Source organism: Haliscomenobacter sp. (assembly GCF_965225875.1).
GTDB lineage: Bacteria > Bacteroidota > Bacteroidia > Chitinophagales > Saprospiraceae > Haliscomenobacter.
Map to the genome: position 1 here is coordinate 2,666,225 of NZ_CBDDBS010000002.1, position 17,077 is coordinate 2,683,301.

Genomic DNA, 17,077 nt, shown 5'->3' on the forward strand with positions numbered 1-17,077 from the left:
CAAAATCCACAGACTACTTTTTTTTCTACCACTTCCCCTTGATTCTTGCCACAATACCCCCTAAATTTGAGAAATTGGAACGATTTTTGCTAAACGATGCAACCATCCTCGGATTTTTGCGTATTTACAATTAATTGATTCGACATCTAGCCAGTACTGTAACGTGAAAACAAGTTTAGGACAACGTCAGCTCTTACTCCAAAAGTTATCTCCACAGCAAATTCAGTTGATGAAATTGCTGCAGATACCCACTGCGCTGCTCGAACAACGCATCAAGGAGGAAATGGAAGTAAACCCGGCGCTGGAAGAAACCAATGACGAGTTTGCCGACGAACAAGTAGACTTTGAATCAGGCACCGATGCCGCTGGCGAGGAAGCCGCTGCGGCCGCCAGCAATGAGGCCGATGCCGAAGAAACCCAGTACAGCGACGAGAACTTCGATCTCGACGATTACCTCAACGGCTACATGGAAGACGACCCTGCTTCCTACAAAGAACGGGGCGAAAGCTACCAGGCCGACGAAGAAGAAAAGACCGTTCCGGTAGCCATCGAGAACAGTTTCCACGAATACCTCGAACAACAAATCGGCCTGCTCAACCTTACCAACGAGCGGGAAGAAACCATTGCCATACAAATCATCGGCAGCATTGACGAAGATGGTTATCTGCGCCGCGAGCCTTATGCCATTGCGGATGACCTACTTTTTTCTCAAAACCTGATGATTGAGGAAAAAGAGGTAGTTGATATCCTGAAAAAAATTCAACGCCTGGACCCTCCGGGCATTGGTGCCCGCGATTTGCAGGAATGCCTGTACATCCAATTGTTGATCAGAATAGAACAAGGCGAAGACCTGGATGATGACGAATTACAGGCGCTGAAAGTAGCTTGTAAAATCATCAATCGGCAGTTTGAAGCTTTTTCTAAAAAACACTTTGACAAACTGCAACGCCAGTTCAACCTGACCGAAAAACAACTGCGGGCCGCCATCCACGAAATCCTGAAGCTCAATCCCAAACCCGCTAGTGGTTACATTGCGGGATCGATGGAACGTTCGGCGCAATACATCATTCCCGATTTTATTGTGCTCAACCGGGATGGAGAGCTGGAGTTGACGCTCAATACCCGCAATGCTCCAGACCTGCGCATCAGCGATTCTTTCCGCGATATGCTGCGCTCCTACAACGACCAGCGCAGGGTCAATAAACTAACCCGCAGCCAAAAAGAAACCCTGCAATTCATCCGCCAAAAAATTGAATCCGCCCGCTGGTTCATCGATGCCATCCGGCAACGCCATGAAACGATGTACAAATCGATGTACGCCATCATGGACTACCAAACAGAATACTTTTTGAGTGGCGATGAAAAAAAGATTCGCCCGATGATTTTGCAGGATATTGCTGATCGCACCGGCCTCGATGTGTCGACCATCTCACGGGTGGCCAACAGCAAATACGTACAAACGGAGTATGGCACCCGTCGCCTGAAAGAATTTTTCTCGGAATCCTTGCAGAACAGCGAAGGAGAAGAAGTCTCTACCCTGGAGGTTAAAAAAATCCTTACCGAAATCATCAGCGCTGAAGATAAACGTAAACCGCTTTCTGACGATAAGCTCACTCAGCTACTACAGGAAAAAGGCTACAACATTGCCAGACGGACGGTAGCCAAATACCGTGAGCAGTTGAATGTGCCCAAAGCAAGTTTGCGGAAAGAACTATAATTTTCTTTTCTATATTTTAAAAAGCCTAAACCGAAGGTTGTCTTTGGTTTAGGCTTTTTTTATACCCCGAGCCATTCTGGTTTTTTCCCATTGATAAATCCAAGTTTGCTTCCATCTCGTAGCAACAATCATAAGGTCATTTCATCATTTTCCTAACGACTAACACTGCAACCATGATTGTTTCTGCACCTTCTCTCCACACTTATTCGCACCTAAGTGTGCGATACAAATTGCTTTTACTCCTGTTTCTAAGCATCTTTTTTCTAAAAAACACTTTGCCTGCTCAAACCATTTACGGATTGTCGGGCACTAGTCTGATCACATTTGAAGCCTCCAATCCGGCACTGATTTTAAGTACCACCACCATCACCGGGATAAGCGCGGGTCAAAGTATTGCCGGAATGGACTGCCGCCCTGCCACTGGCGAATTGTATGCCATGGGCTACAACAACACCAATGGCGAGGCCAGGCTGTATCGAATCAATCCTGCTACAGGTGCGGCCACCGCCATTGGCACTTCGGCCACCATTTTGCAGGCCAACATGGACAAAATCAGCTTCGATTTCAACCCTACCGTTGATCGCATTAGGGTCATTGGCAGCAACAATGCGAACTACCGCCTGCACCCCACTACTGGTGCACTGGTAGCCACTGACGGTGCGCTGGCTTTCGCGGCGGGTGATGCCAATGCGGGCAAAAATCCTTCCATTGGAGCCTGTGCCTATACCAATAGCTACATCGGCGCAACCACCACTACCTTATATAACTACGACGACTCTTTGAACGTGCTCGTGTCCCAGATTCCACCCAATAATGGCACTTTGAACACCATAGGTATCTCCGGGATTAGTTTGAACCTTTTGGACGCTACCCTGGATATGGACATCTATTTTGATGCTGCGACCAACACTAACAAAGCTTACCTTGTAGCCAATATTTTGACTTCCTTATTGGATAATGTTTATTCCATCAATCTCAGCACTGGCTTGGCGACCTTGATCGGGTTGGCTGGCCCGGGAATTCCCTTGAATGATATTGCGGTAAAAATTGAGCGCAACGTACCCGCAATGGTGACGGGTAAACTCGTTTATGGCCTGACCACCAATGGCAATTTGATCTCCTTTGATTCCGATTTACCAACTGTTGTGCGCAGCCAGGTAGCGGTAACTGGTGTAGCAGCTGGACAAGTTTTAGCGGGTCTGGATACCCGGCCAGCTACTGGCGAACTCTACGCAATGGGGTATAACGCCACCACCGGGGAGGCGCGTTTGTACACCATCGCAACAGCCACGGGTGCAGCTACCGCCATTGGTATGGCGGCAGTGAACCTGGGCGCTAATTTGGGCAAAATCAGCTTTGATTTCAACCCTACCGTGGATCGCATCCGGGTAACCGCCAGCAACAATGCCAACTTCCGCCTGCACCCCGTAACGGGTGCAATTGCTGCTACGGATGGTGCTTTGGCCTTTGCTGCGGGTGATGTCAATGTGGGCAAAAATCCTTCCATCGGCTCAGGTGCCTACACCAACAGCTACATCGGTGCTACAGCAACTACTTTGTACAATTACGACGATTCCTTGAACATCCTCACAACGCAAAACCCACCCAACAATGGTGTTTTAAACACGGTGGGGACTACGGGTTTGATCCTCAACTTGGCTGACCAAACGGCAGATTTGGACATTTTTTTCAACGAAGCGACCAATAGCAATGTGGCACTGTTGTGCATAAACCCTCTGACCCAGGTTTTTGATCAATTGTACAAGGTCAATCTTGGTACTGGTGCGACCAGTTTGGTCGGTTCGATTGGTTTGGGCATTGGCCTGACTGATATTGCGGTAGCCATTGACCGGACAGTGCCTCTTGAAATAAAGGGCCAAGCCATTTTTGCACTGTCATCGAACAATAACCTCTTGACTTTTGATTCCAATTTGCCGGGAACCATTCGCACTGCCGTAGCCATTACCGGCGTAGCGGCAGGGCAGACCATGGTGGGCATGGACTTCCGCCCTGCTACCGGGGAATTGTACGCTTTGGGTTACAATGCGACCAATGGAGAGAGCCAATTGTACGTCATCAACAAAACTACAGCCGTAGCAACTGTGGTTGGGACTGCTCCGATTCAATTAAGCTTGGGTAGTGGCAGCGCCGTAGGTTTTGATTTCAACCCTACAGTGGATCGAATTCGGATAGTTGCTGCCAACAATACCAACTACCGTTTGCATCCTGTAACCGGTGCAATTGTTGCTACGGATGGCAACCTGGCATTTGCGGCCGGAGACCTTAATGCTGGAAAAAATCCGGCGGTAGGTACCGGAGCCTATACCAACTCCTTCCATACCTCAACCTCTACTACACTTTACACCATCGATGATTCATTAGCCGTGTTGCTGACGCAAATTCCACCCAACAATGGTACGCTGAACACAGTGGGTGGATTGGGCATCAATTTGAACCTGCTCGACTTGTCGACGGATCTGGATATTTATTACGATTTCGCTGCTAAAGCCAATCTGGCATTCCTGGCGGCAAATACCGGAGCATTGGCCTTTGATGGTTTATATTCCCTGAATTTGACCAGTGGCGTAGCTACTCTGACGGGTATGATAGGCAGCGGGATTTCAATCCGGGATATCGCTATTGAAATTGATTCGGTGGTGACGGTTGGCACACGTGACATCGTCAGCCGGAATGCTAACCGTTTGTCGGTATACCCCAACCCAATGGTAAATCAAAGTAGCATCAGTTTTGAGTTGACGACCAGTGCTCGTGCCAAAGTAGTTGTAGCAGATGTGAGTGGTCGCCAGATTGCCGTGGTAATGGATCAACAAGTTTCCTCCGGCAAGCAACAAGTGAACTGGAACCGCGAAAATCAACTGATCCCAGGCTTCTATTTCGTACAACTCTACCTTGATGGAAGTCTGCAAGGATTGGCTAAAGTCATTGTGCGATAATTTGCTTGTTAAATTTTGTTAGGTGAAAAGGGGTCTGGTTTTGGCGCAATCCAAAATTGGACCTTTTTTTAACCCGGCACTCAGGACGGTGACATGCCTGGTATTTCATTCCTTTCCCTCCATCATTTTCAATAAATTTCCCCGCCGCTTGACCAAAAACTGAAAGGACTCATTCATTTGTGATTCCAGGCGGGTTAGGCTCGTCGTTTTTTGCCGATCGTATTGGGTCATTTCCAAAATGGGTGTACGCTTGAAATAAGGGTGTATTTCCGCATAGATTGTACTGAAGAGTTCCCGGAGTTTAGCTTCGGGTAAAGCTTCCAGCAAGGCTTTCATCTTTTGCAGGTAAAAACGGTAGAGCAGGGGGTTATTGGCAATGCAGCGATCCAAACTAACTTCAGAGGAAAACAATAATTTCTCTCCCAATGCAGCATTCCTGCGGGGCCAGTCTTCATGGGGACTGGTCGCAAATACATCATCAAAATCCCAGGGAATGATGCCAAAACGGGTAGGCGTTTTGCCCGGTTGGACGTAAAAAAGTACTTCGTCTGTATAATCGCCATTCTGAAACCAGGTATTCAAAGCCAGCCAGCTACAGTAGGCATCCAGATCGAGGTGGGTGCGCAAATACTCAAATTGGGCTTCTCCTTCCAAGTCATTGGCAGCTCGAATCATGGCCTGATAAGCCTCGTCGGCCTGGGTTTTGAGTTCAGGTGCTTGCCCTTTGGCCAATTTGTAATCAGCAATGACAAAATCGACAGCTGAGCGTCGCAACACGTAGGGTGAGCCCAAATCTTCCAGGGCATAATCCTCCGGGCGCTGGATAAAGCAGTACAAACCCTCCGATTGCCCATTGATTTTGAGCTCCAAATAACTGTGGTATAAATTGGCCACACCCGTTTCGCGCAAACAAGCAAAAGCCAGGCGATTGCCGAAATAGCCCCGATCCATGGTCAAGCTCAACAAATGGAAATTTTTAAGCGCCTTTTGTCCTTGTGCGGTGTTGAAGGTAAAGGGGGCACTCAATTCTACGCGGTAACTTTTTCGACGAAATTTCAGAGAGGTTTTACCCCGCAATTTCATCGTTTCAGGGGCTAATTCCTGGTTGTCATAGCTCATTTTTTTGGGAATGGTACTCAATTTTAGCCCCCGTGAGGTACGGAAAGCAGCCAGATCTTTGGCATTGATGTTGGTTTCGATTTGGTGGTACTCTTCTTCCTCCGCTGGCAGTAGGCGCAGACTTGGTGGAGTAGTGACCTGTGTAAAACACAATAGTGGAAAAAGGAGCACCACTGCAAAGAATTGGAGGGTAAACAATTTTCTCATAGCTGAAGGGACTTTAATTGGCACAATTTAAGAGAAATCTTTCATTCGCCACCCTTCAAACCTACAAACTCCTCGTAACTCCGAATGTAATCCGTCGCCTCATACTCCGTATCTGTCAACACCAATTGTACCGCATCGTGGCTGTACTGCATGGTATGCCAGGTGAGCGGAGGCATCCATACCCCAACATCGGGTCGATCCAATAAAAAACTGTTTTTTCGCCCATTGAGCATTTCCGTGTGCACCTCGATTCGGCCATGCACCGCAATCAACACCATTGACGTGGTATGATGGGCATGCCGCCCCCTGATGACACTTTGTGGAGTAAAATAGGTCCAAAACAAACGTTTGACCACAAAAGGAATGTCCTGTTGGATTTGTGCAACCGCCAAATAACCAACTGCTGATTCGCCGTGGGTCTGGAATTGGATCAATTGTGGTTCGGTGCTGCTCATTATTATTTTTTCTTCAACAACATCACGTAACTTCCACTTTGCGGTTTGTAGGTGCTCGCTGCTGCATCGGTAACGATAGTGGGGTTGTAATAATCCACATAATCAGCCCAAGCAATAGGGTTGTAATTTTCAATGACCCAGGAATACGAGTTTTGATAAAAACCCTGATCGGAATCCGGGCGCAACATCCAGGACATGGATACGATGTTGAATACTACGTAATCGGGTTTTTGTGTCTTGAGGCCCTCCAATGCTTCCTCGTGCCAGATTTTGGTAAAACGGTGCGGACGCGATAAAAAAGCGGTATAAAAATGTCGACTAGGTGCCTTGCGATTGAGGTACACATAAATTTGGGGCTCTGAGCCCATTACCGCTACTGTTTCATTGGGTTGAATTTGTGATTCGATCATGCGTGCCATCAATTGATCCTCCACAAAAGGGTTCCCTCCAAACATTTCTCGCATCAGGGTATTCGAATCCGTTTTTAACCAATGAGCGCTGGACAAAGCCACCCCAACTAGCAAAAACAAAGCCGCTAAGGGGAAACTTAAATTTCTGGCAATGCTTAAGTTCAGTCTTTCACCCGATTTTTCCAGTTGAAAAAACAAATGGGCAAAAAGCAGTGCTACTGCTGGTAAGAACTGGATCCAATAATGCAGATAGTAGCGCCTTCCTGGCACAAGGGTTAAAAAGGAAAAGAGCACCAAAGCCACCAAGGCAATGCTCATTTTTTTGTTTAAACCTTTTAATACGATGGCTAGCAAGCCTAAGCCGCTCAAAATCCACAAGAGCAATTGCCGTTGCGTCAGGCTCTCAAAATTGACCTTTAGTAGATCGAATCCAGCACCTTCATTGGTATTTTGGGTGTAGAGATTGGGGTATTCCAGGTTCCAAAATGCAAATTCCTCCCATACACCAAAACCAAGAATGATGCCCAGGCACAGTAAAACCGGTATAACTGCTCCAACTGAAAACCAAAGTCCACGCTGGATCAACTTACCGAGCCGTGCCCGCAGATTATCCCCTTCGGCCAGCAGAATCAGCGCCACAGCCGCAAAGCCCAGAAAAAAAACGGCCGACTGTTTGACCATCACACTACTGCCGATTAAGAGCCCAGCGCCCATCAACCACCAATGCTCCTGCTTCGGATGCTCTTTTTCTTGCAGCAATCGACACAAAAACCAAATCCCGTACAAAGCCAGGGCCATCACCAACAACTCCGACTCTGCAAAAACCATACTCGTATAGGGGTTCGCACTGAATAAAGCCAAAACCAGAGCAGCCACTAAGCCATATTTTGGCCCAAAAAAACTACGCCCAATCAGATAAATCGCACCACACATCAAGCAGGTTAAAAACCAGGCGCCCCAACGTAAACCTGCGTGACTGTACCCAAAAATCAGATCCAAAAGACCGTAGCCATAAAACAACAAAGGTGGTTTCATTTCGTAAAAATCCCGATAAGGCGCTAAGCCCTCGATTGCTCTTTTGCCAAGATAGGCATACGCACTTTCGTCGCGCTCCAGCGGCAAGTCGATTAAACTGATGCGCAAAATCAGGAGAACAACCGTAATGATGCCAAGGTGCAACCAGAGTAGCACCCCTGGTTTCCATGGTTCATAGGCTTGTTCAACTTTGGTGGGCGCAGTGGTAGGTATGGCCTTAGATTGCCTGGTAGGGGCCCCGGGATTAGGGCGCTTTTTTTTCCCCTTGTTTTTGTCCATTTGGTGAATAGGTGTTGGTAGGAACGGAAACAAAATAAAGTAAACTTTTGATTTTCCGTTCCTTATTTGGCCTACAAGTTAAGTAAATTGCCTTGAAATAAGCACTCCCTGTTCATCCCAAAATCGTACAGCTCCATGCAAATTGCTTTTTTTTCCTCCGCTTCGATGCACCAATCCTTAAAAATGGAACTGGCGGCTTTCTGGCAGAAATTTTACGACTCCAATTGGTACGTGTTGGGACCCGAGGTGGAAGCATTTGAAGAAGCCTATGCCTCCTTCAATCAAACGCGATTTTGTGTAGGGGTTGCCAATGGCCTGGATGCATTGCACATCGCGCTCAAAGCACTGCACATTGGGCCCGGTGACGAAGTCATTGTGCCCTCCAATACTTACATCGCCTCTTGGTTGGGGGTCTCGCAGGTGGGTGCTACTCCAGTTCCGGTAGAACCCAATCCCAGTACCTGGAACATCGACCCCCAGCGCATCGCGGCCGCCATCACCCCCCGGGCCCGCGCCATTATGCCCGTGCACCTTTACGGGCAAGCTTGTGAAATGGGGCCAATCATGGAGCTGGCCACCCGTCATAACTTGGCGGTAGTAGAAGACAATGCCCAGGCACACGGGGCTTGCTGGCAGGGAAAATTGACCGGAAGTTTTGGCCACATCAATGGGGTGAGTTTTTATCCCACCAAAAATCTGGGTGCCTTGGGTGACGCTGGGGCGGTAACGACCAATGACCCTACCCTGGCCGATTTTGCCAAAATGTACCGCAATTATGGTTCAAAGCAGCGGTATTACAATGAAATGCCGGGGCTAAACTCGCGTTTGGATGCCTTGCAAGCGGGTATTTTACGGATCAAATTGACACATTTGACAAGCTGGAACGCAGAAAGAGAGGTACTGGCCAAGTTGTACCTGGAGCAACTTCAGGGAGTTGCCCCCTTACGCTTGCCCGCCCTTGGTATGGATTGCAGCTCGGTTTGGCATTTGTTTGTGGTATTGGCGGAGCGGCGGGATGACTTGCAGGCTTATTTGCAGGAGCGCGGAATTGGCACCTTGATTCATTATCCATTGCCGCCACATTTGCAGGCCGCATATACTGATTTGGGGTATAAAAAAGGGCAGTTTCCCATTGCAGAAAGCATCGCGCAACAGTGTTTGAGTTTGCCATTGTACCCGGGTATGCCTGTTGAGCACATTGAAATTATTGCTGCGGCCATTCGGGGTTTTTACAGCTAATTTTTAAATTGAAAAATAATCATTTGGCTTCTGGAGTTTTACCATAATGTTAAAAACAAGTGCGCGGTGTAACCTTCGCGTAATGCTTTTCGTTCAAGCCTTACATTTCATCCAAAAAAGAACCTTATGGCCACACGTCGACCCACCAAATTCCAAATCTGGATGTTTAAGACCAAACGCTTGTTGTTTTTGCTGCTTTTGGTATGGTTGGCCGTGCGCTGCAATGTGCTGCGCGATTTGACGACAGATCGGCCCAAAGACCCCGTTGAAAAACCGGGTACCAATTACGGCCCGGTTCCACCCTCCGTTTCCTCTAAAGAAATGTTGTTGCGTAAAGACATCACCACTTTTGCTCAAAACCAAGTGGGCGCTACTTATCAATACGCAGGTAAAAGCCCAAGCACCGGATTCGACTGCTCTGGATTTACTTCTTATGTGATGAGCAAATATGGCATCAAAATTTCTGCCAGCTCCCGGGATCAGGCCCTTCAAGGCACCAGTGTTGATGTTGCCAAAGTGAAACCAGGGGATTTGATTTTTTTCCGCCGTAGCGCTTCTGAGCCAATTTTTCACGTATCGTTGGTGGTTTCCAACGATAGCAAAGGCATCCAGGTGGTGCACAGCACTACTTCACGCGGTGTAATTGTAGACAACATCACTGCCAGTAAGTACTGGAAACCGTATATCGATTCGGCAAAGGACGTAGTGGCAAAGAAATAAACAACTAGTCGAATAATTCCCTTAATGTTATTCCTACCAATTATTGGAACCAGCATTTTATGTTGATTCCCCTTAACTTGTCATTGTTTTTACGCCAAAACTACTATTCACCTCAAACCATAAAACAATGATAAGTACCATTTTAAGGGCCAAACACTGGCAATTGTTTATTCTAATTTTTGGATTGCCTTTCCTGATTTATCTTTATATGGTTTACCAAATTGTCTCTACCTTCAATCAGATAGGCACAGCAGATCCTGATCCCATGGTTATTTTTGGATCGCTCAAATACTTTATGGGATTCGCCATAATTAGTATGATCGTGTATTGGGTCTGGTACTGGTCAGTGGGAGTTGGTTTGCAAAACAAATTACCGGATGGGTTAAAACAATCCACCAAGCTGTTCAAAGTGTTTTTATTCCTCCCTGCACTATATATTACTGTCGTTTCCATTTTTGTCCTTGGGGTTGTTAGTCAGATTTCCTCATTTGTTCCCGGAGAGGAGCCTACTATCAATCCTGCCATTATCGCGGTAATTCTACCGTTCCATTTTCTTTCCATTTTTTGTATTTTCTACTGCATTTATTTTGTAGCCAAAACCATCAAAACCGCTGAATTACAAAGAAAGGTTAAATTCAGCGACTTTGTCGGCGAGTTTTTTCTGGTATGGTTTTTCCCCATTGGCATCTGGATTTTACAACCGACCATCAACAAATTGGAAGATAGCATGGATCATGATGAGTTTGACAATATTTTGTAAACATCAATAAGGATAAATGCCCGATCATAAATGGCACTTATGATCGGGCACTTAAAACTATTGCACCAACAATTTTTCCGTCCAAAGCTCACCATTAGCTAGTTTCATTCTCAAAAGGTAAAGCCCGGGCGTATCTGGTGTAGTCAGATTGAACTTCAACCCCAGTTGATTCACTTGTTGCAAAACGCGTCCATCCATTCCAATGACCTGGGCTTGAAGGGGGGCTTCTGAACAGTTAATTGTTACCGAAGCGCCTCGTTCCATTGGATTTTTAAATTGCAATTTGAATTTGTTGCTGCTCAGGTCATTCACCCCCACCGAGGTAGAAAGGCTGACGGCAATGTTGGTGTTTTCGGTCAAACTCAGGGTGTCCACATAGCCCACTTTACCATTGAGGCTCACCGTAACCCGGTATTTTCCTTTGAAGCCCCGTATTTGTGCAACTCCGCTGGCATTCGTGCTGGTGCTGGTATTGGTCCACCATTTGTTGAACAACAAATCGGAAACCGCCTTGCCCGCCGGGCGCATCGACCAATCCAGACGGTAATAAGGGCCATTACCTAGCCAATGTGCACCTTGCCAAAAGCCCCAACTCAAGAACCCGTCTACAGAAGGGTGGCTAAAGCACATCGTCAAAAAATCGGCGGTAAAGCGGGCGGCGAGGCTGTCGCTCACCAGATTGCCATAATCGTACTCCGTGATTTTGGCGCGAGCACCGAAGGTATTGTAAAAATCGTCCAGCGTAGTTTTGACATCGTATAGCGAAACCAAACCTGAACTGATGTGCCCCTGAAAACCAATACCGTCAATTTTGATGCCCGCATTTTGAATTTCCTTTAAGTACTGTTTGGTGCGTTCATACACCACGCTTCCGGGCAAATTGCCTTGGTCTATGGTGGTGTAATCGTTGAGGTACATTTTGATGGAAGGGTCTATTTCTTTTACTTTTTTCAGGATATCGACATAAATTTCCCGGCCAGTAACATACCCCGGACTACCCGCCAGGGCTTTGGCTAACTCTTCATTGATCGTGATTTCATTGAGTACGTCCCATTCCTTCACTACTCCCTTGATGCCAGGATAATTCAAAATTTCGGTCAGGCGGCTATTGATGCGTTGCTTCAGGTACGCTGGATTGGTTTTGTTCTTTTCCATGTCATCGGGCAAGTATTGCCAGGCGGGCCAGACCAAATTATGCCCCCGTACCGCCACCCCACGATCGTTTAACCAGGTAGTCGCTTTGGCCACATCGGCATTGCTAACAAACCATTTTTCCTCCCAGGCATCCCATTTCATGTCGTTTTCAAAAACCACCTCGTTGAACCCGTGGCCTTTGCCGTCAAAGTCGAAGATCTTTTGCTGGTAGGTATTGTCCTGTTGTTTGTTTCCGGCAATGCGGTTGGCGGTGATGGCCGAGCCAAATTTGAATTCGTGCTCCAGCATTTCCATTTTTACCGTAGCGCCTGCTACAGGATCTCCGTTGGCCTTCTTCACATTCACCGTAAAATTGGCCTTGCGGATTTGCTCTATTCGTTGATCCGCTTCACTCCGCCAGGCGGCATTGGCTTCAGAACCTGCGTAGTTTTGGTGCAACTCAACGGGAAAACGATCAATGGTGTATTGGTTTTTAAAATCGATCAAGGCAATTCCGGCAATCTGGATGCTTTGGGCTTTGAACCCAGTATGGAAACCGAAGTTGAGTTGCTTCGCTGCATAGTCAAAATCGGCATTAAAAGGAGCAACAAACTGCTGCCACTCCGAGCCAATTTCTGTAGTGAGGAAAATTTCTTTCTCATACGTATTGGCACGTTCCAGGAATAAATTGACTTTGGCTTTTCCCGCACCTGCTGAGCGTACCCAAATCACCATCAAGCAAATTGAACCTTTGGTGATGGCCTGGGTGTTACTGCAACTGATCCCGCTGCTCCAGGGTTCGGTTCCCGGGGAACTGATGGTCATCTGCCGGAAACGGGTGAAGCTTTGCCCTGTGATGGTGGTATTGCTGCTAAAGGTTCCGCCATATCCGCCCATTGAATTGAGCGCTTGATTTTCATCGGCAGGAAGCAACCAAAGCCCTCCTGAAAGGTTATATTTGCTGCTCAATTGGGATTGCAAATTGGTGTAATAGGCACTTTGTGCAGAAAGTTGAACCAAGTGCAAGCCGGCAAGAAGGAATAAAACTAGTTTTTTCATAATAGACTACTTGTTTCCAGGTTTTGAGAAGAGATAGGTTCGTTCAATTTACGAGCTTTTCTTTTTCCTTAAAAGTAGTCAATCGAAGGAAATACCATGATTCTGTACAACGAAACCATAAAAATTGAAGGAAGCATCCACGAGGAATGGCTGGAGTGGATGAAAACCGTACAAGTGCCAGAAATTATGGCTACGGGCAAATTCAGTGAGCACCGCATTTGTCGCCTCTTGCACGACGATGAGGACGGCGGAGTTACCTACGCCATTCAATACTACAGTCCGGATATGGAAACTTTTCGGCGCTATCAGCAGGAGGATGCTGCACTATTTCAGCGCAAACACATGGAGCGGTATCGGGATCGGTATGTGGCGTTTCGGACGCTGATGGAAATCGTTTGATGAGAGATGAGAGATGAGGGATGAGAGATGAAAGTGGTAGCCCAAATCTTTCATCTTTCATCTCTCATCTTTACGATTTACTCTTTCTTCTTAAAGTCCCCATCTTTCCAGGCCTTAAAGAACTTGCCCCAGGCGATAGGGTTGAAGATATTCATCGGGGGCGCTTGCCCATAATAGTAGTAATTGCTGGCCTGACGGCGCAGGTAGAAGTCGGCATTTTCGTCGCCGTCGAAGCGGGTACCTACCTCGGCTTTTTTCAAAGATTCTTTAGCGATGTTTTCAGCGGCGCGTTTTTGCAGCTCCGGCGTGACATCCATGGCCAGGAATTCCAGGCGGAAGTGATCGCGGCTTGGCCAGGGGAAGATCACCGTTTCGGGCAGGTTGACTACATCCTGGGTCATGAGCTGCACCAAAGAATAACGATCGTCTTTTAGATCTTTAGGGATTTTGTATTCTACCGTTTCATAGCCCACCGTGGAAAAACGAATCACGTCACCTTTTTCTACCACAATGGAGAAAAAGCCTTTGAGGTCGGAGTATGTACCCCGATTTTTTCCTTTGATAAACACGTTGGTATAGGGGACAGGGATGAGCTGATCATTGCTTCCGTCCAGAACCAAACCTGAAAACTGAACCAAATTGGAATCCCGTTGCGCCTGCAATTCAGCCCCCAGGCTGGTGATGCCAACCAAAAACAATATCCACCAGATGCGCTTTATCATCATTCTGAACGATTTTCTATTAAGACCTCGCCAAAGCTGGAAAGGTTTGTTAAGACTCTGCTAATTTACAATTTTTCCAACGATTGTCCATTTATGGCCTATTTATTCGCTGGATTTGCCCCCTTTTGAGCAAATTTCTGGGCGATCTCAGGATCAATTCGTTGCGCTTGAGCCAGGGCTTGTTGGGCTTTGTCCAGGTCGCCTACTTTTTGATAGGCCATTTGTAACTCAAACCAGGCATCGGCACTTTTCGGGGCCAGGTCTCTGGCTTTTTCAAAATAAGGCAGAGCAGCTTGTTGATTTCCGCCAAAACTGTTGGCTACACCCAACAAACGAACTGTCGCATAATCGTTGGGGTTCAAAGCCAAGGATTGTTGCAGGTATTGTAGCGCTTGTGCCAGGTTGCCCCGTTTTTCCCCTTCCTCTTGTCCCAACAGGCGGTAAGCAACAGCCAGATTATTTTTGGTGTTTGCGTCACTATTGTTGAGGCCATAAGAAGCATTGAGGTATTTGACCGCATCGGCATATTTTTCCAAATGCAAGTAACAAGTGCCCAGTAGGAAAAAACCGTCTTTGTAGCCCGGATGGATTTGCACCGCCTGCAACAAATGGGTCTCTGCCTCTTGCAGCAAGGCAATGCGCCCCAGTGAGTCGTCCTTCATTTTTTCCGCATCCGAAATCAATTGTCCACCCAGGGCATTGTGCACTTTGGCGCTGTTCACTGAGGTTTTAGCGTCAGTTCGAAAGAGCGTCAGGTTGTTCTTCCAGGCAGGGTTTCGAGCAATCGTCAATCCGCCAAAAACCAGGGCTACCGCACCAATCCCCATCAAGAGGGTTTGAGGGCGCTGCGTTTGAGCCGATTTTCCGTACAAGACATTGGCCAGAATGGCCACCAGTGCAAAACACAACCCCACCGAAGGCATAAAAATCAGACGCTCCGACATATTGGTACCCACTACCAGCCAAACGTTTGAAACGATGGAAAGGGTGGCCAGGTAGAACAGTAGCCCATAGGCAACTGGTGATTTTTTGCGCAAGCCCATCACACCTACTATTCCCATGCCTAAATACAGCAAAAAGCTCAGTAGTGCCCCCGGTTGCCCCCAGCTCATGCGGGGAATGTGGTTGGGGTAATAATCGTGGGTCAATGGGTAGGGGAACAAAAACAACTGGATGTATTTACCCAGGGTATAAAACACCGTAGCTTGCCGTTCCGCCCCGGTGAATGGAACGTATTGGTTGCCCTCCAGTTTGAGGAAAGGGTTGTTCATCAGTTCATTGGATGCAGTGCCAATTTGGGCATTGGGCAAAACGCTGGAACGTACAATCAAAAACAGGATGGCGATCGCTAAAAAAGGAGCAGTCCTCCGCAGGATTTGAGCTATTGATGCATTGGTAAAAAACCAATAGGTGAGCGGCACAACTGCTAAAAAGGTAATGGCGTTTTCTTTGGAAAAAATACCAATCAAAAAAGATACTGCGGCCAGTGCTTCCCAGCCCAGGTTGCCGGATCGAAAACTACGCAAGGAAAAATACAAAGCGGCCAAACTGCCCAATAAAGCCATAATTTCATCCCGTCCTTTGATGTTGGCTACAGCCTCGGTATGCAAGGGATGCGCTACAAAAAGTATGGCTGCGGCAAACGCCAACCAGGAGCTCAAGGTTTTGTTCCAACGGTAAGCAAACAAACCACTCGCCAGCAGATAAAACACCAGACCCGTCAATCCATACCACAATACATTGAATAAATGCCCCCAAAAGGCAGCTTTGCCAAAAATGCTTAACTCCACTGCAAACATCGCCAGCGTAAAGGGGCGATAACGCCCTCCTTCCAACAAACCTTGCTTATCCGTTTTGAAAAAACCATGGAAGGTATCTTTGTTAAAAATATCCGCTAACCCCGCCCAACCCTTTTGGACGTGCATGTTTTCGGTAATGACAATCGCGTCATCAAGCGCAAATTGGTGCCCTAAAGTATTCGCATAGAGCAAAATACTCAACACCATCAGGATGATCAAATGCAGCTGAAGGGGTGGATTGCCTGGATCTTCTACCGTAGGTACAGCACTGGAACTCGGTGAAGCCTTGGGCGTATTTTTATTCGGGCTATTTTTACCATCTGTATTTTTCCTTCCTTTGGGCGCTTTGCTCATGGCTACAATTAATTTTGAATGCCCGAAGTTAGAGAATATTGCGTCGCACACAAAATGCTGTGCGCACAAGCTTTCCAAAAGTGTAAATCTTTTGGAAACTGTTCTTGAATTCAGCATTGCGTGAAAAAGACAGCGGCATCAATATTGCCCCGGACAAGCCCGGTAACGCCTCCGCCAGGCCATCTGCCAAAACAGTAGCCGAATCCAGCGAATCAACCAAATGATCGGATGCAACAACACAATAGAAATTTCTATCAACAATAGAAAAGCCAATATTATGGCCATAAATTGAGTCTGACCATTGCGCGTGAGAAAAATAAGGCCCGTGTATCCTGCGAGAATCAATACCAGGGTGAATACCGTCCAGACGCTTTCACGCCCAATTGTGATGGGGGCAAACACCTTGACCGGGCGGTGATAAGTCTTCAGTTTGGGTCGGTCACGGTTCTTTTTTAGCTGAAAAACACGGTGTTCGATCTTAGTAGAGCAGGCAATGCTCGCCAATAAGTTTTGGTTAATGCTTAAAAAGCAAACCAGGGTAAGTGTTAAAACCAAGGGTTTCATGATGAGGATTTAGCTTTGAAACCTCATTTTCAAGGACCTAATTATGCTTCATCTTTATTTTAACGCAATTATTTTACCATGATTTTTTGAGCACCTTGCAGAGCAGTTATCAGCCCAAAAAGCCATTCATTTTTTTATTGAATGAAAACAA

The 17,077-nt window shown here is 47.0% G+C and carries 13 protein-coding genes; 6 read left to right on the plus strand and 7 right to left on the minus strand.

All coding sequences use genetic code 11. The features are described from left to right. The first annotated feature begins 163 nt into the window (after positions 1-163). A complete protein-coding gene (rpoN, locus tag ACO08K_RS13285) occupies positions 164-1,717 on the plus strand; it encodes an RNA polymerase factor sigma-54 (protein WP_421796890.1) in 1,554 nt (517 codons plus the stop codon). Positions 1,718-1,890: 173 nt separating this feature from the next. Beyond that, positions 1,891-4,671 carry a DUF4394 domain-containing protein gene (locus tag ACO08K_RS13290; protein ID WP_421796891.1) on the plus strand — a complete coding sequence of 927 codons (2,781 nt, stop codon included), beginning with the start codon at positions 1,891-1,893 and terminating at the stop codon, positions 4,669-4,671. A 105-nt stretch (positions 4,672-4,776) separates the two neighbouring features. On the opposite strand, the gene ACO08K_RS13295 is transcribed toward ACO08K_RS13290, so the two are convergent. From ACO08K_RS13295 to ACO08K_RS13305, 3 genes are read right to left on the minus strand one after another with little or no spacing between them, the layout of a single operon-like run. Beyond that, positions 4,777-5,997, minus strand: a complete 1,221-nt coding sequence (locus ACO08K_RS13295; protein ID WP_421796892.1) for a CotH kinase family protein — start codon at positions 5,995-5,997, stop codon at positions 4,777-4,779. 41 nt (positions 5,998-6,038) lie between these two features. Next, positions 6,039-6,452: a sugar 3,4-ketoisomerase gene (locus tag ACO08K_RS13300; RefSeq protein WP_421796893.1), complete on the minus strand. Its 414-nt coding sequence runs from the start codon at positions 6,450-6,452 to the stop codon at positions 6,039-6,041. A 2-nt stretch (positions 6,453-6,454) separates the two neighbouring features. After that, complete coding sequence (locus ACO08K_RS13305; RefSeq protein WP_421796894.1) at positions 6,455-8,176, minus strand: ArnT family glycosyltransferase; 1,722 nt, start codon at positions 8,174-8,176, stop codon at positions 6,455-6,457. 135 nt (positions 8,177-8,311) lie between these two features. On the opposite strand from ACO08K_RS13305, the gene ACO08K_RS13310 reads away from it, so the two are divergent. The 3 genes from ACO08K_RS13310 to ACO08K_RS13320 all read left to right on the plus strand — a co-directional run bounded on the left by ACO08K_RS13310 (position 8,312) and on the right by ACO08K_RS13320 (position 10,895). Further along, positions 8,312-9,415 carry a DegT/DnrJ/EryC1/StrS family aminotransferase gene (locus tag ACO08K_RS13310; RefSeq protein ID WP_421796895.1) on the plus strand — a complete coding sequence of 368 codons (1,104 nt, stop codon included), beginning with the start codon at positions 8,312-8,314 and terminating at the stop codon, positions 9,413-9,415. A 126-nt stretch (positions 9,416-9,541) separates the two neighbouring features. Continuing rightward, entirely contained in the window at positions 9,542-10,135 is a 594-nt protein-coding gene (locus ACO08K_RS13315) for a C40 family peptidase (RefSeq protein WP_421796896.1), read from the plus strand. A 127-nt stretch (positions 10,136-10,262) separates the two neighbouring features. Next, positions 10,263-10,895 (plus strand): hypothetical protein, encoded by a 633-nt coding sequence (locus tag ACO08K_RS13320; RefSeq protein ID WP_421796897.1) that lies wholly within the window; start codon positions 10,263-10,265, stop codon positions 10,893-10,895. Positions 10,896-10,952: 57 nt separating this feature from the next. Here ACO08K_RS13320 and ACO08K_RS13325 read toward each other — a convergent pair whose 3' ends face one another. Then, a complete protein-coding gene (locus ACO08K_RS13325; RefSeq protein ID WP_421796898.1) occupies positions 10,953-13,088 on the minus strand; it encodes an endo-1,4-beta-xylanase in 2,136 nt (711 codons plus the stop codon). Positions 13,089-13,184: 96 nt separating this feature from the next. Between ACO08K_RS13325 and ACO08K_RS13330 the strand changes: the two genes are divergently transcribed. Then, positions 13,185-13,487 (plus strand): DUF4286 family protein, encoded by a 303-nt coding sequence (locus ACO08K_RS13330; protein WP_421796899.1) that lies wholly within the window; start codon positions 13,185-13,187, stop codon positions 13,485-13,487. A 77-nt stretch (positions 13,488-13,564) separates the two neighbouring features. Here ACO08K_RS13330 and ACO08K_RS13335 read toward each other — a convergent pair whose 3' ends face one another. The 3 genes from ACO08K_RS13335 to ACO08K_RS13345 all read right to left on the minus strand — a co-directional run bounded on the left by ACO08K_RS13335 (position 13,565) and on the right by ACO08K_RS13345 (position 16,926). Beyond that, entirely contained in the window at positions 13,565-14,212 is a 648-nt protein-coding gene (locus ACO08K_RS13335; protein ID WP_320032692.1) for a carboxypeptidase-like regulatory domain-containing protein, read from the minus strand. Between the two features lie 95 nt (positions 14,213-14,307). Beyond that, on the minus strand, positions 14,308-16,362 hold the full coding sequence (locus ACO08K_RS13340) for a tetratricopeptide repeat protein (protein WP_421796900.1): 2,055 nt from the start codon (positions 16,360-16,362) through the stop codon (positions 14,308-14,310). A 138-nt stretch (positions 16,363-16,500) separates the two neighbouring features. After that, a complete protein-coding gene (locus ACO08K_RS13345; protein WP_421796901.1) occupies positions 16,501-16,926 on the minus strand; it encodes a hypothetical protein in 426 nt (141 codons plus the stop codon). Positions 16,927-17,077: the final 151 nt, after the last annotated feature.

What these genes read in the sequence shown, in the direction of transcription:
- ACO08K_RS13290 (WP_421796891.1), top strand. Translation starts at nt 1,891, where the DNA reads ATGATTGTTTCTGCACCTTCTCTCCACACTTATTCGCACCTAAGTGTG.
- ACO08K_RS13295 (WP_421796892.1), bottom strand. Translation starts at nt 5,997, where the DNA reads ATGAGAAAATTGTTTACCCTCCAATTCTTTGCAGTGGTGCTCCTTTTT.
- ACO08K_RS13300 (WP_421796893.1), bottom strand. Translation starts at nt 6,452, where the DNA reads ATGAGCAGCACCGAACCACAATTGATCCAATTCCAGACCCACGGCGAA.
- ACO08K_RS13305 (WP_421796894.1), bottom strand. Translation starts at nt 8,176, where the DNA reads ATGGACAAAAACAAGGGGAAAAAAAAGCGCCCTAATCCCGGGGCCCCT.
- ACO08K_RS13310 (WP_421796895.1), top strand. Translation starts at nt 8,312, where the DNA reads ATGCAAATTGCTTTTTTTTCCTCCGCTTCGATGCACCAATCCTTAAAA.
- ACO08K_RS13315 (WP_421796896.1), top strand. Translation starts at nt 9,542, where the DNA reads ATGGCCACACGTCGACCCACCAAATTCCAAATCTGGATGTTTAAGACC.
- ACO08K_RS13320 (WP_421796897.1), top strand. Translation starts at nt 10,263, where the DNA reads ATGATAAGTACCATTTTAAGGGCCAAACACTGGCAATTGTTTATTCTA.
- ACO08K_RS13325 (WP_421796898.1), bottom strand. Translation starts at nt 13,088, where the DNA reads ATGAAAAAACTAGTTTTATTCCTTCTTGCCGGCTTGCACTTGGTTCAA.
- ACO08K_RS13330 (WP_421796899.1), top strand. Translation starts at nt 13,185, where the DNA reads ATGATTCTGTACAACGAAACCATAAAAATTGAAGGAAGCATCCACGAG.
- ACO08K_RS13335 (WP_320032692.1), bottom strand. Translation starts at nt 14,212, where the DNA reads ATGATGATAAAGCGCATCTGGTGGATATTGTTTTTGGTTGGCATCACC.
- ACO08K_RS13340 (WP_421796900.1), bottom strand. Translation starts at nt 16,362, where the DNA reads ATGAGCAAAGCGCCCAAAGGAAGGAAAAATACAGATGGTAAAAATAGC.
- ACO08K_RS13345 (WP_421796901.1), bottom strand. Translation starts at nt 16,926, where the DNA reads ATGAAACCCTTGGTTTTAACACTTACCCTGGTTTGCTTTTTAAGCATT.